Below are 13,960 nucleotides of genomic sequence, written 5' to 3' on the forward strand. Positions count from 1 at the left end.
AGGAGTGCACCGGCTTATGCGGGGCGAACGAGGATATGCTTCTTCTTGCCGAGCGACAGCTTGACGATGCCATCCGAGGTCACATCGCCACTGCCGATCAGGCGGCGCTCATCGCTGACGGCCTCGTCATTGATGCGCACGGCGCCGCCCTGAACGTGACGGCGGGCTTCGCCGTTGGACGAGGCAAGCCCCGCACGCACGACAAGCGTCAGCAGACCGATGCCGGCTTCGAGTTCCGACGCAGGCACGTCGACCGACGGCAGGTTTTCGGAGACTGCCCCTTCCTCGAAGGTCTTGCGGGCAGTTTCGGCCGCCTGCTCGGCAGCGGACCGGCCGTGAAGCATTGCCGTGATTTCGGTCGCGAGGATCTTCTTGACCTCGTTGATCTCCGAACCGCCGAGCTTCGAGAGCCGCTCGATCTCCGCCATCGGCAGCGTCGTGTAGAGCTTCAGGAAGCGCGTTACGTCGGCGTCCTCGGTGTTGCGCCAGTACTGCCAGAAGTCGTAGGCCGACAGCATATCCGGATTGAGCCAGATGGCGCCGTTGACCGACTTGCCCATCTTCGCGCCAGACGACGTCGTCAACAGCGGCGAGGTGAGGGCGTAAAGCTGGGTCGTTCCCATGCGGTGGCCCAGGTCGATGCCGTTGACGATGTTGCCCCACTGATCCGAGCCACCCATCTGCAGCCGGCAGCCGGTGCGCTTGTGCAGTTCGACGAAGTCGAAGGCCTGCAGGATCATGTAGTTGAATTCGAGGAACGACAGCGACTGCTCGCGATCAAGCCGGGTCTTGACGCTGTCGAACGACAGCATGCGGTTGACCGAGAAGTGACGGCCGACATCGCGCAGAAATTCAAGGTAATTGATGCCAAGCAGCCAGTCGGCGTTGTTGATCATCAGCGCGTCCTTGGGGCCGTCGCCGTAGGTCAGGTAGTTCGAAAACACCGTCTTGATGCTGGCGATATTGGCGTCGATCGTCGCCGGCGTCATCAGTTGGCGCGCCTCGTCCTTGAAGGAGGGATCGCCGACCATGCCGGTGCCGCCGCCCATCAGCGAGATCGGCCGGTGGCCGGTCGCCTGCAGCCAGTGCAGCATCATGATCTGAATGAGACCGCCGGCGTGAAGGCTCGGCGCCGTCGGGTCGAAGCCGATATAGGCAGTCACGGTCTCCGTCCGGAACAGCTGGTCGAGGCCGGCATCATCCGAACTCTGATGAATGAAACCGCGCTCGCTGAGGGTGTGGAGGAAATCGGACTTGAACTCGGACATGACCTGTCTCTTTCGGCTGGGTAGAACGTCTGCGCGCGGCGTTTAGCACTGTTTGGGCAAAAGTGCACGTCTTTGCTTGGCCGATGTTTTTGCTATGTAGATGGGCAACGCCTTGGAGGAATGCATGGCCAAGATCATGACCGCGATCGGCTTGATGAGCGGAACGAGCATGGACGGGATCGACGTCGCGCTGCTGCGCACCGACGGCGATGCGATCGTCGAGCGGGGACCTTCGGCGGGATACGCCTATGAGGCACGCTTCCGCGACCGGCTGAAACAGGGTCTCGAAGACGCAAAGTCGATCGCCAGCCGCGAGCAACGGCCAGGGATTTTGGCCGATCTCGAGCGGGAACTGACGCTCAGGCATGTCGAAGCGGTTCAGGCATTTCTCCGGCAGAACAACATCTTGCGCGAAAATGTTGATGTTATCGGGTTTCACGGTCAGACCGTGCTTCACCGGCCAGACGATGCCCTGACCGTCCAGATCGGCGACGGGGCGCTGCTTGCCCGCGAAACGGGCATCGATGTCGTCTATGACATGCGCGCCAACGACATGGAGCATGGAGGCCAAGGCGCACCGCTCATTCCGGCCTATCATGCAGCACTCGCCCGGAACGCCGCAGCGAATGGCGAACTGGTTCAGCCGGTCGTTTTCGTCAACATCGGCGGCATCTCCAATCTGACATTCATCGGCGCCGACGTCGGACTGGTTGCCTACGACAGCGGGCCCGGCAACACGCTGATCGATCAATGGGTGGAGGCACATGCCGGCATTCCCTTCGACCAGGGCGGCATGATTGCCAGCGAAGGCAGCGTGCTGCCGGATCTTGCCGAACGCTATCTGCTCAATCCCTTCTTCTCCTCGGACAGGCGCCGTTCGCTCGATCGCAACGATTTCGCACCGCCAAGGGGAAAGGACGCCAATCTCGAAGACGGAGCGCGCACGCTCGCCTATGTGACGGCGGCCGCGATCATCAAATCGGCCAGTCATCTGCCAGCAGCGCCCCGAACCTACATCGTGTGCGGCGGCGGTCGGCTCAATCCGGTGATCATGCGGGATCTGGCATCGGAGGCGAAAGCCCATGGTGCAAACGTGCTTACGGCCGAAGCGGTCGGCTTCAACGGTGATTCGATGGAGGCAGAGGCCTGGGCCTATCTCGCGGTGCGTGCGCAGCGGGGGTTGCCGCTCAGCTATCCCGGCACAACCGGGGTGCGCCAACCGGTCACCGGCGGCAAATACGCATCCCGCACCGCAGGCTGACCGCAGGTACCGCCTGCCACCGATAGTATCGTCCGGTGCTGCCACATGAGGTGGCACAAAGCGGCCCTGCCGTAGCAACAGACAATTCGGGTTCCGTCGATGGGTGGTGCGATTTCTCTGCTGGCTGTGAACTTCGTTATCGCCCAGATATTCACTGCAGCATTTCTTGTCATTGCCGCCAAGAGCCGGTCCAGAAGGGCCGCGCTCTTTTGCGCCGGCGGCTTTGCCGTTGCCTCGCTCGCGGCGGTATTCGAAACCGTCGTGCCCTTCACATCCTTTCCCCGTTTTTTTTGCCATCGGTGCATTTGCGAGCGTGCTTGCCGGTTTCTGTCTGCTGCGCTTCGGCCTTGGTCTGTTCTATCGCGTGCCAGCCAACTGGCAGGTGCTTGTCGCCTTCTTCCTGGCCTCGGTGACGCTCGACCTCGCGATCTATGATCTTCCTAGGGGAACGCTGCAGCATGCCGCCCCCTACCAGTTGCCATTCTTTGTCATCCAGGCGTGGTCGGCCTCCGTCGTCATCCGCTCCAAACGGCGCTCGGCGGCGGACTGGATCCTGCTCTCGCTGCTGGTACTGACCTCTGGCTACTATCTCCTGAAAATCTACGCGGCCGTCGCGGCCGGTTCCGGGGCAACCGCGCAGGATTATGTATCGAGCCCGTTCGCGCTGATTTCCCAGGCGCTTGGCGCCGTGCTGATCGTCAGCACCGGTCTTGCGATGCTCGGCGTCATGGTCAAGGAGATCGTCGATGATGCCCGCGCACGCTCGGAAATAGACCTCTTGTCCGGGCTCTATAGCAGGCGTGGCTTCACCGAACGCGTCATCCCTATGCTCCAGCTGCGCGAGGGCCGTCAGCCGGGCACCTTGATTCTGGCCGACCTCGACCGTTTCAAACTGGTGAATGACAGCTACGGACACCACACAGGTGACGAGGTGATCCGCCAGTTTGCGCGCGTCCTGAAAGATGTCATGCCCAACCGCGCAGTTGCCGGTCGTCTTGGCGGCGAGGAGTTTGTGGTTTTCCTGCCCTCCACAGATCTGGAGGAGGCGCGGGTGGTGGCGCACGGAATGCGCGCTGCGATGATGTCGCAAAAGATCGACGGTCTTGCGGAGCAGGCGAGAGTGACGTCAAGCTTCGGCGTTGCGGCGATTGCCAAGGGTGAACCGCTCGAACAGGCGATGCAGCGGGCCGACAAGGCTCTCTATGCGGCAAAAGAAAACGGGCGCAATCGTGTGGAATGCGCCGAGGCGCTACAAAATGTGGTCAACCCATTGCCCCCACAATGGATCGGGCGGCCTTAAGAGCCGCCCGCATCGGTATCAGCGGATGCGCTTGGCAGCCGGCTCCGGCGTCAGTTCGCCGTTGAGGCGGCGGTCGAGATAATCCTCGCATTCCGCCATCAGGCCTTCGACCTGGCCGTTGAAGAAGTGGTTGGCTCCCGGCACGGTCTTGTGGGTGATGAGAATACCCTTCTGCGCCTTCAGCTTTTCGACAAGTCCGTTCACGTCCTTCTCGGGTGCCACCTTGTCCGAATCACCATTGATGATGAGGCCGGAGGACGGGCAGGGCGCCAGGAACGAGAAGTCATAGGTGTTCGGCTGCGGGGCGACGGCCATGAAGCCTTCGATTTCCGGACGGCGCATCAGGAGCTGCATGCCGATCCAGGCGCCGAAGGAATAACCGGCAACCCAACAGCTCTTCGAATCGGGATGCAGGCTCTGCACCCAGTCGAGCGCAGATGCGGCATCCGAAAGCTCGCCGGCGCCATGGTCGAACTCGCCCTGGCTACGGCCGATGCCCCGGAAGTTGAAACGCAGCGTCGTAAAGCCGCGCTTCTGGAACATGTAGAAAAGCTGGTAGACGATCTGGTTGTTCATCGTGCCGCCGAACTGTGGGTGCGGGTGCAGGATGATGGCGATCGGGGCGCTCTTCTGCTTCGAAGGCTGATAGCGGCCTTCGAGGCGGCCGGCAGGTCCGTTGAAGATAATTTCGGGCATTGGCTCTCCGGGGGTGTTCCTGGTTCGAATCTTGGTTTCGGATCGCGATGAGTCTTGACGAAAGCACTCAGCTTTTCTAAAACCTAGTTTAGAACCGTTCAAAACTTCTGTGCGGGCATTCCGCCGTGTGCTTCGTCTCATAAGGCAAGCGGTGCGGAAAATTCAAGGAAAATGCATCGTCGGTGGTTGTCGGCGGTGAGCCTATTGTTCTAGCGAAGGAAATTATGTCGACCTCGCGCATCTATATGGACTGGAACGCCACGGCGCCGCTTCTTGCCGAAGCGCGCGACGCGTGCCTGTCTGCGCTCGATCTGGTCGGCAATCCTTCCTCCGTCCATGGCGAGGGCCGGACGATCCGCACGCTGATCGAAAATGCCCGCCGCGACGTGGGCGCGCTTTGCGGCGCCAAGGCGGCAAGCGTGATCTTCACCAGCGGCGCGACCGAAGCGGCCAACATGGTGCTGACGCCCGATTTCCGCATGGGCCGCACGCCGCTGAAGATTGGCCGACTCTATGCCTCGGCGATCGAGCATCCTGCATTGCGCGAAGGCGGGCGGTTTGCGCGCGAGAACGTTTCGGAAATCCCGGTGACGACCGCCGGTGTCGTCGATCTCGAGGCCCTGCGTGCGCTTCTCGACACCCACGACCGCGAAAGCGGCTTGCCGATGGTCGCGGTGATGCTGGTCAACAACGAAACCGGCATCATTCAGCCGATCTCCGAGATTGCCGCGATCGTTCGCACCCATGGCGGTATTCTCCTCGTCGACGCCGTACAGGCGGCCGGTCGGCTGCCGCTATCTATCGAAGAACTGGGTGCGGATTTTCTCATCATCTCCTCGCACAAGATCGGCGGCCCCAAGGGCGCTGGCGCGCTTGTCGCCCGGGGTGAGATCATGATGCCGGCACCGTTGATCCGGGGCGGCGGCCAGGAAAAGGGCCATCGCTCAGGTACCGAGAACGCGGTTGCGATCGCAGGCTTTGCTGCAGCGGCGCGCAAGGCTGCCGACAACCTCGATGATCGCATGGCATCGGTCGCAGCGCTTCGCGATCGGCTGGAACAGGATATGCAGACCTCTGCGCCGGATGTGGTGATCCATGGCCGCGACGTTTCGCGCGTTGGCAACACCATCTTCTTCACGCTTCCTGGCATGAAAGCGGAAACCGGACAGATCGCCTTCGACCTCGAGGGTGTCGCACTTTCGGCGGGTTCCGCCTGCTCATCCGGCAAGGTCGGTCAGAGCCACGTGCTGACTGCAATGGGTTACGACCCCCGTCAGGGGGCACTGCGCATCTCGATCGGCCCGGCCACCACGGAGGCCGAGATCGAGCGTTGCGCGGCGGTGTTCGCCAAGGTCGCCGCAAGGCGCCGAACGACAGGTCAGGCCGCGTGAGAACGCGCGGTTGAACGAAATTGCGGAAAAGCAATTTTCCGCTTGGCAAACGGGGTGAAAAGCGCCTTTTAGCCATTACATAAGCGGTGCGCCAAGTTCGCATCGTGTTGACAAGCTACCGGACCTTGGATCCGGCAAGATTGGAGAACGACATGCCTGCCGTGCAGGAGACCATTGATCAGGTCCGTCAGATCGACGTGGACCAGTACAAATACGGGTTTGAAACCACCATCGAAGTCGAAAAGGCGCCGAAGGGCCTTTCCGAAGATATCATCCGTTTCATCTCTGCCAAGAAGAGCGAGCCGGAATGGATGCTGGAATGGCGTCTTGAGGCCTATCGCCGTTGGCTGACGATGGACGAGCCGACTTGGGCGCGCGTCAACTATCCGAAAATCGACTTCAACGACATCTATTACTACGCCGCGCCGAAGGGCACGACGGGTCCGAAGTCGCTCGACGAAGTCGACCCGGAAATTCTGAAGGTTTACGAAAAGCTCGGCATCCCGCTGAAGGAACAGGAAATCCTCGCCGGCGTGCAGAAGTCCAAGATCGCCGTCGACGCCGTCTTTGACAGCGTTTCGGTGGTGACGACCTTCAAGGAAGAGCTGAAGAAGGCCGGCGTGATCTTCATGTCGATCTCCGAGGCGATCCGCGAGCATCCCGATCTGATCAAGAAGTATCTCGGAACTGTCGTTCCGCCGACCGACAACTACTATGCGACGCTCAACTCCGCCGTCTTCACCGATGGTTCGTTCGTCTACGTGCCGAAGGGCGTTCGCTGCCCGATGGAGCTGTCGACCTACTTCCGCATCAACGAGAAGAACACCGGCCAGTTCGAGCGCACGCTGATCATCGCCGAAGAAAGCGCCTACGTTTCCTACCTCGAAGGCTGCACGGCGCCGCAGCGCGACGAAAACCAGCTGCACGCAGCTGTCGTCGAACTCGTGGCCCTCGATGAAGCCGAGATCAAGTATTCGACGGTCCAGAACTGGTACCCTGGCGACAAGCACGGCAAGGGCGGTATCTACAACTTCGTCACCAAGCGTGGCGATTGCCGCGGCAAGAACTCCAAGATCTCCTGGACCCAGGTGGAAACCGGCTCAGCGATCACCTGGAAGTATCCATCCTGCATCCTGCGCGGCGACGGTTCGCGCGGCGAGTTCTATTCGATCGCCGTATCGAACGGCCATCAGCAGATCGACAGTGGCACCAAGATGATCCACCTCGGCAAGAACACGTCGAGCCGCATCGTCTCCAAGGGCATCGCTGCCGGCGTTTCGGAAAACACCTATCGCGGCCAGGTTTCGGCCCACCGCAAGGCCGAGAACGCCCGCAACTTCACCCAGTGCGATTCGCTTTTGATCGGCGACAAATGCGGCGCGCACACCGTGCCCTACATCGAGGCAAAGAACTCGACGGCACAGTTCGAGCACGAAGCGACGACCTCGAAGATCTCCGAGGACCAGTTGTTCTACTGCCTGCAGCGCGGCATCCCGACTGAAGCGGCGATCGCGCTGATCGTCAACGGCTTCGTCAAGGAAGTGATCCAGGAACTGCCGATGGAGTTTGCCGTCGAAGCGCAGAAGCTGATCGGCATCTCGCTCGAAGGCTCGGTCGGCTGAGGCCTTGAACTGATTATTGAATGGCGCGCATCCGCTTTGCGCGCAAACAGACGTTCGTTTCCCAAGAGGACGATATAATGCTTGAAATCAAGAACCTGCACGCCCGCATCGCCGAAGACGGCACTGAAATCATCCGTGGCCTGAACCTGACGGTGAAGGCCGGCGAAGTCGCCGCCATCATGGGGCCGAACGGCTCCGGCAAGTCGACGCTGTCCTACATCCTGTCGGGCCGCGAAGACTACGAAGTGACCGAAGGCGAGATCCTTTACAACGGCGAGAACATCCTTGAGCTGGAGGCTTCCGAGCGCGCCGCCAAGGGCATCTTCCTTGCCTTCCAGTACCCGGTCGAAATCCCGGGTGTTGCCACCATGCAGTTCCTGAAGGTGGCGATGAACGAGCAGCGCAAGTATCGCGGCGAAGACGAGCTGACGACACCGGAATTCATGCGCCGTGTCAAGGAAGCCGCTGCCGAGCTCAAGATCGCTCCGGAAATGCTGCGTCGCCCGCTCAACGTCGGCTTCTCCGGCGGTGAGAAGAAGCGCGCCGAGATCCTGCAGATGGCGTTGCTCGAGCCGAAGCTGTGCGTGCTTGATGAAACCGACTCCGGCCTCGACATCGATGCGCTGAAGATCGTCGCCGACGGCGTCAACGCACTGCGTTCGCCCGACCGCGCCGTCATCGTCATCACCCACTACCAGCGCCTGCTCGACTACATCGTTCCGGACACGGTGCACGTGCTCTACAAGGGCCAGGTCATCAAGTCGGGCGACAAGGCGCTTGCACACGAACTCGAAGCCAACGGCTACGCTGATATCATCGAGGCTGCAGCCTAGGGCCTGTTGAAGGAGTGTTCGAATGAATATGCAACAGGCAATCAAGATGACGGCAGCCGAAACGGCGCTCGTCGATGCCTATACCGCGCAGATCGGCGATCTACCCGGCGACGGCTCGGTGCTGTCGGTTCGTGACACCTTGGTGCACGAACTGCGGACATCAGGCCTGCCGACGCGCCGCGTCGAGTCCTGGCACTATACCGATCTTCGCACGCTGCTGCGTGCGGTACCTGCCGCCGACCCGACGGCTTTTGCTGATCGCGTCGAGGCGCTTGTCGCCGGCTCGACAGTACTTGCGGTGCGCAACGGCCATGCCGACCTCAAGGGCAATGCGCCCGAGGGCGTGACGATGCGCTCCTACACCGACAGCCTGCTCGACGGGTCGGCTGCTGCCGGCCTTGCGGTGCTCGGCTCGGACGACGCAATCGGCCGCATCAACGGCGGCCTCGTGCGCGGTGGTATCGAGCTTGCGATCGCAGACGGAACCGAGCTGGAAGACCCGCTTGAAATTCAGTTGGTGCAGAGCATCGGCCAGTCGCACACGCGCTTCCCGGTTTCCTTCGGTGCGAACACCAAGGCGACTGTGATCGAACGTCACCTGTCAACCGATGCCGGCGAGAGCCTGGTCTCAACGGTCAGCGACGTTGCGGTTGGCGAGGGTGCCGACATCATCTGGATCATCCTGCAGCAGCAGGGAGCCGCAGACACCCATCTCGGGCAGATGCGCTTCGATCTCGCCAAGGACGCCAAGCTGTATCTTTTCGTCATCAATGCCGGCGGCAAGCTGGTGCGACAGGAGATCCACGGCAAGACGAGCGGCGAAGGCGCTGATTTCAAGCTACGCGGCATCAACCTGCTCGGCGGCGAAAGCCACACGGACGTCACCTTCATGCTTGGCCATAACGTGCCGCACACCACATCGACGGAAATCATCCGCAACGTGGTCTTCGATCGCGCCAAAGGCGTCTTCCAGGGCAAGATCCTGGTTGCCAAGGACGCGCAGAAGACTGACGCGCGGATGGCGTGCAACACGCTGCTTCTTTCGGACGATGCCGACCTTTCGTCCAAGCCCGAGTTGGAGATCTTTGCGGACGACGTGCAGTGCGGTCACGGCGCGACGGTTACTGACATCGACCACACGCAGCTCTTCTATCTGCTTGCGCGCGGTATTCCGGAAAACAAGGCGCGGGCGATGCTCGTCAACGCCTTCGTCGCCGAAATCGTCGAGGAACTCGACGACGAGCCGCTGGTCGAGGCGCTGGAAGGCGTAATCTCGGCCTGGCTCGTGAAGCATGCCTGACAGGCGCGACTGATTGGATTGAAAGACATGGAACACACTGTGCCGGTGCCAGCCTATGACGTCGAAGCGATCCGCAAGGATTTTCCGATCCTGTCCCGGACCGTCTATGGCAAACCGCTTGTCTATCTCGACAACGGCGCATCGGCGCAGAAGCCGCAGTCAGTCATCGACGCGGTGAGCCATGCCTACGCCAACGAATACGCCAACGTGCATCGGGGCCTGCATTTCCTCTCGAATGCCGCCACCGAGGCCTATGAAGCGTCGCGCGAGAAAGTGCGCCGCTTCCTGAACGCGCCATCGGCCGACAACATCATCTTCACAAAATCCTCCACCGAGGCGATCAATACAGTCGCCTATGGCTACGGTATGCCGAAGCTTAGCGAGGGCGACGAGATCGTGCTGTCGATCATGGAGCACCACTCTAACATCGTGCCTTGGCATTTCATCCGCGAACGCCAGGGCGCCAAGCTGGTCTGGGCGCCGATCGACGACGATGGCGTGTTCCACATCGAAGATTTCGTCAAGTGCCTGACGGAGCGCACCAAGCTCATCGCCATTACCCACATGTCGAATGCTCTGGGCACCGTTGTACCGGTCAAGGAGATCTGCCGGATTGCCCGCGAGCGCGGCATTCCGGTGCTGGTCGACGGCAGCCAGGGCGCAGTCCACATGCCTGTCGACGTGCAGGACATCGACTGCGACTGGTACGTGATGACCGGCCACAAGCTCTACGGTCCCTCGGGGATCGGCGTGCTTTACGGCAAGATGGACCACCTGAAGGAAATGCGCCCGTTCATGGGTGGCGGTGAAATGATCGAGGAAGTGACCGAAGACCGCGTCACCTACAACGATCCGCCGCATCGTTTCGAAGCCGGAACGCCGCCGATCGTCCAGGCGATCGGGCTTGGCTACGCGCTCGACTACATGGAAAAGATCGGCCGGGCGGCGATCACCAGGCACGAAGCCGACCTGACCGCCTATGCGCGCGAGCGCCTGTCGAGGATCAACTCGCTGAAAGTGTTCGGCAATGCGCCTGATAAGGGCAGCATCTTTTCCTTCGAGATCGCAGGCGTTCACGCCCATGACATCTCGACGGTGATCGACCGCGCCGGCGTCGCAGTTCGCGCGGGCACCCATTGTGCGCAGCCGCTCTTGAAACGCTTCGGCGTCACCTCCACATGCCGCGCATCCTTCGGCCTCTACAATACGCGGGCTGAAGTGGACGCATTGGCTGACGCGCTTGAGTACGCGCGCAAGTTCTTCGCCTGATCGGGTTTGGAAAATGGTTCAGAGTTTCAACTCAAGCATCTGAACTGAAAGAGAAAGTCTAGGAGGCCGACATGAGCCTGGATGCAACGGAAGACAAGATCGACGTGCGCGAGGGCATCGTGCATTCGGAAATCCCGTCCGAAGAACTGGCACGTCTGAGCGACGATATCATCAGCGCGCTGAAGACCGTCTACGACCCGGAAATCCCCGCCGACATCTTCGAGCTCGGCCTGATCTACAAGATCGACATCGAAGATGACCGCATGGTCAAGATCGACATGACGTTGACCGCGCCGGGCTGCCCCGTCGCCGGCGAGATGCCCGGCTGGGTCGAAAATGCGGTGGGCGCCGTCGAAGGCGTGTCGGGAGTCGAGGTCTCTATGACCTTCGATCCGCCGTGGACGCCTGACCGCATGTCGGAAGAGGCACAGGTGGCCATCGGTTGGTACTGACCGCAAGGCGCCATATTGATCCGTTAAGCTGCGGACACTACATTTGATTCTGGAAGGCGCCGGGCCTTTACCCCGGTGACGACAAGGAGAAAAGGCCGATGGGCTTTGCCGTGATGAGCTTGACCGATGCAGCCGCCGGGCGCGTCAAGTCGATCGTTGAAAATGCAGGTGGCGATGCCCTGGGCATCCGCGTCGGCATCAAGAAGGGCGGCTGTGCCGGCATGGAGTATGCCGTGGATCTCGTCACCGAGCCCAATCCAAAGGACGATCTGATCGAGCACGCTGGTGCCAAGGTCTGGGTTGCGCCGGAGGCGGTGCTTTACCTGCTCGGCACCCAGATGGATTTCGAGGTGACGACGCTTCGCTCCGGCTTCACCTTCCACAACCCCAACCAGACGTCAGCTTGCGGATGCGGCGAATCGGTCGAGCTGAAGCCGGCCGATCTGGCAGCGCTTGCGGAGCGCGGCGACGCCGTGGTGCGCGCGAACTGATACGCTCCTTGTGTTTCGAGAGATGGCAGGCCCGGGTTTTCGCCGGGCCTTTTTTCTGCTGATATGCGGTCGCGTAACTGGGGGAGATGGGCGTGACGGCGTTCGACGAGGAACTTGTCTTCAATGCGCTCTATGAGACCTTTCCGGATCCGGTGATCATCCTCGACGCTGAGCGCATCATTCGCTCCGCCAACCCAGCTGCACTCGCGCAATTCGGCTATGCGGCCGACGCGTTCATCGGCCAACCGGCGCGCCTTATCTATGCTGACGACGACGAATACTTGAGGCGGCTGCGCAATCGCGCGGCAAGGGTCGACGAGACGATCGCGCGCACCTCGACCTACAGCTATATCCGGCGCGACGGCTCGACATTCTCGGGCCATCTGCGCACCACGCCGCTGATCGATGCCGCCGGACGGGAACTGGCCCTGATCGGCATCATCCGCGACGTCTCAGATCTCGCCACGGCCGTGCTTGAGAGACAGCGGGCGTCCGACATGCTCGACGCAGCATTCGACGTTATGCCGGAAGGTTTCGCAATCTTCGATGCCGAGGAAAGGTTGCTGGTCTACAATCGCGCCTATGTGACGATCTGCGGCCCAGCCGGCCCCTTGCTTCACCCTGGCATGACCGCCGAAGAGATCCTTCTGCTTGCGCAGAAGGAGGGGCACTATCCCGAAGCCTTGCCCGGTAACCCGGATTGGCCCGCCTGGGTGGCGCATCGGCTGCAGGACTTTCGTCAACCGGACAACAGGGCGAAGATCTACCGCTACGCCGGCGACCGCTGGCTGAGGGTTGAAAATATCAAGACCAAGGACGGAAACACCGTCGTCCTGCGCGTCGATGTGACCGAACTGAAGCGCGCGGAACTGACGCTCGAGCGCCAGCGACAGGAGCTCGAGCACAAGAACGAGGCCCTCGATCAGTTCACGGCAACGGTCTCCCATGACCTGAAGGCACCCTTGCGGCACATTTCGATGTTCTCCGAGATGATCGAGGATGAATTGGCCGCCGGCAATCAGGATGAGGTTTCGGCCAGCGCCCGCCATCTGCGCGACAGCGCAAGGCGGATGAACCGGGTGATCGACAGCCTGCTCGATTATTCGCAGATTGCCTATCAGATCAGCACATGGTCCGATGTCGACCTCGGCGACATCGTCGCCGATACTCTGGGCGTTCTCGGCGGTCACGCGCGCGAGGCGAATGTGGCCTTCGAGATCGGTCCGCTGCCGAAGGTCCAGGGCGATCCGGAACTGTTGCGCCGGCTGGTGCAAAACCTTGTTGGCAATGCCATCAAGTATCGACATCCGGATCGCGGGCCTATCGTGCGCGTCAACGGCCGCGCCGTCGGCCAGCAGGTGGAGCTTGCGGTCGAGGACAATGGCATCGGCATCGACCCGCGATTCGCCACGCGCATCTTCGAAGTGTTCCAGCGCTTGCACCACGACGAAAGCACCTATGGCGGCACGGGCATCGGCCTTGCGCTTGCCAAGCGGATCGCCGAAAGCCACAACGGATCGATCCATCTTGACACGAGCTTCACCGAAGGCGCACGATTTGTGGTGACGCTTCCCAAGCGCATGCGGAAGACCAAGTAAGGCGACAAGATTGGCCAAGTCACCGAAGCGATTGCTTGTGGTGGAGGACAACGTGCACGACGCGCGTTTCGTCACGCGTGCCCTTTCACAGACCGACGACACGCTCGACATCGTCCATGTCACCCACGCCGACGAGGCCGTGGCGCGCCTCGGGCACGAGCACTTCGACTATGTGCTTCTGGATATCAAGATGCCCGGTGTCGACGGGATGGAACTCTTGGAGCGCATTCGCAGCAATGAGGGCACATCGGTGGTGCCGGTCATCGTGCTGACGTCGTCCACCAATCCGAGCGACGTTTTCCGGTCCTACAAGGCCGGTGCAAACGCCTATGCGGCCAAGCCGTCGTCGCTTTCGGGCTACAGGCAATTCGCCGAGGCCTTCGTCCGCTTCTGGATAGAAAACACCCTGCCGCCGCGCGGCGTCGTGCTTGATCAGTAGGGTAAGATCGGGGCGCACCATCGGGCGCGCCCCGCTTGTC

At 61.2% G+C, this 13,960-nt stretch carries 12 protein-coding genes and 1 pseudogene; 11 read left to right on the forward strand and 2 right to left on the reverse strand.

The annotated features are described in order from the left end of the window. Positions 1-14 precede the first annotated feature (14 nt). The gene (gene tyrS / locus ASD02_RS16390) at positions 15-1,268 is read right to left on the reverse strand and encodes a tyrosine--tRNA ligase (RefSeq protein ID WP_025427126.1); all 1,254 of its coding nucleotides are present in this window, start codon (positions 1,266-1,268) and stop codon (positions 15-17) included. A gap of 124 nt (positions 1,269-1,392) precedes the next feature. Here tyrS and ASD02_RS16395 point away from each other — a divergent pair, with 124 nt between their 5' ends. Both ASD02_RS16395 and ASD02_RS16400 read left to right on the forward strand, forming a co-directional pair. Next, positions 1,393-2,529 carry an anhydro-N-acetylmuramic acid kinase gene (locus ASD02_RS16395; RefSeq protein ID WP_025427125.1) on the forward strand — a complete coding sequence of 379 codons (1,137 nt, stop codon included), beginning with the start codon at positions 1,393-1,395 and terminating at the stop codon, positions 2,527-2,529. Positions 2,530-2,628: 99 nt separating this feature from the next. Further along, positions 2,629-3,829 (forward strand): annotated as a pseudogene (locus ASD02_RS16400) (GGDEF domain-containing protein). Positions 3,830-3,847: 18 nt separating this feature from the next. Here ASD02_RS16400 and ASD02_RS16405 read toward each other — a convergent pair. Beyond that, positions 3,848-4,525 (reverse strand): alpha/beta hydrolase, encoded by a 678-nt coding sequence (locus tag ASD02_RS16405; RefSeq protein WP_025427123.1) that lies wholly within the window; start codon positions 4,523-4,525, stop codon positions 3,848-3,850. Between the two features lie 224 nt (positions 4,526-4,749). Here ASD02_RS16405 and ASD02_RS16410 point away from each other — a divergent pair, with 224 nt between their 5' ends. The 9 genes from ASD02_RS16410 (at position 4,750) to ASD02_RS16450 (ending at position 13,920) form a co-directional block, all read left to right on the forward strand. Beyond that, positions 4,750-5,916: a cysteine desulfurase family protein gene (locus ASD02_RS16410; RefSeq protein WP_025427122.1), complete on the forward strand. Its 1,167-nt coding sequence runs from the start codon at positions 4,750-4,752 to the stop codon at positions 5,914-5,916. Between the two features lie 152 nt (positions 5,917-6,068). Next, positions 6,069-7,538: a Fe-S cluster assembly protein SufB gene (gene sufB, locus ASD02_RS16415; protein WP_025427121.1), complete on the forward strand. Its 1,470-nt coding sequence runs from the start codon at positions 6,069-6,071 to the stop codon at positions 7,536-7,538. A 77-nt stretch (positions 7,539-7,615) separates the two neighbouring features. Continuing rightward, the gene (gene sufC / locus ASD02_RS16420; protein WP_025427120.1) at positions 7,616-8,371 is read left to right on the forward strand and encodes a Fe-S cluster assembly ATPase SufC; all 756 of its coding nucleotides are present in this window, start codon (positions 7,616-7,618) and stop codon (positions 8,369-8,371) included. A gap of 22 nt (positions 8,372-8,393) precedes the next feature. Then, positions 8,394-9,671: a Fe-S cluster assembly protein SufD gene (gene sufD, locus ASD02_RS16425; RefSeq protein ID WP_057220826.1), complete on the forward strand. Its 1,278-nt coding sequence runs from the start codon at positions 8,394-8,396 to the stop codon at positions 9,669-9,671. Between the two features lie 27 nt (positions 9,672-9,698). Next, entirely contained in the window at positions 9,699-10,940 is a 1,242-nt protein-coding gene (locus tag ASD02_RS16430; protein WP_025427118.1) for a cysteine desulfurase, read from the forward strand. A 71-nt stretch (positions 10,941-11,011) separates the two neighbouring features. Then, positions 11,012-11,392, forward strand: a complete 381-nt coding sequence (locus ASD02_RS16435; protein ID WP_025427117.1) for an SUF system Fe-S cluster assembly protein — start codon at positions 11,012-11,014, stop codon at positions 11,390-11,392. Between the two features lie 98 nt (positions 11,393-11,490). Then, positions 11,491-11,883, forward strand: a complete 393-nt coding sequence (gene sufA / locus ASD02_RS16440) for a Fe-S cluster assembly scaffold SufA (RefSeq protein ID WP_025427116.1) — start codon at positions 11,491-11,493, stop codon at positions 11,881-11,883. Between the two features lie 92 nt (positions 11,884-11,975). Further along, the gene (locus ASD02_RS16445) at positions 11,976-13,481 is read left to right on the forward strand and encodes an ATP-binding protein (protein WP_158407847.1); all 1,506 of its coding nucleotides are present in this window, start codon (positions 11,976-11,978) and stop codon (positions 13,479-13,481) included. A 10-nt stretch (positions 13,482-13,491) separates the two neighbouring features. Beyond that, positions 13,492-13,920: a response regulator gene (locus ASD02_RS16450; protein ID WP_025427114.1), complete on the forward strand. Its 429-nt coding sequence runs from the start codon at positions 13,492-13,494 to the stop codon at positions 13,918-13,920. Positions 13,921-13,960: the final 40 nt, after the last annotated feature.

The organism is Ensifer sp. Root1252, from assembly GCF_001425885.1.
GTDB lineage: Bacteria > Pseudomonadota > Alphaproteobacteria > Rhizobiales > Rhizobiaceae > Ensifer > Ensifer canadensis.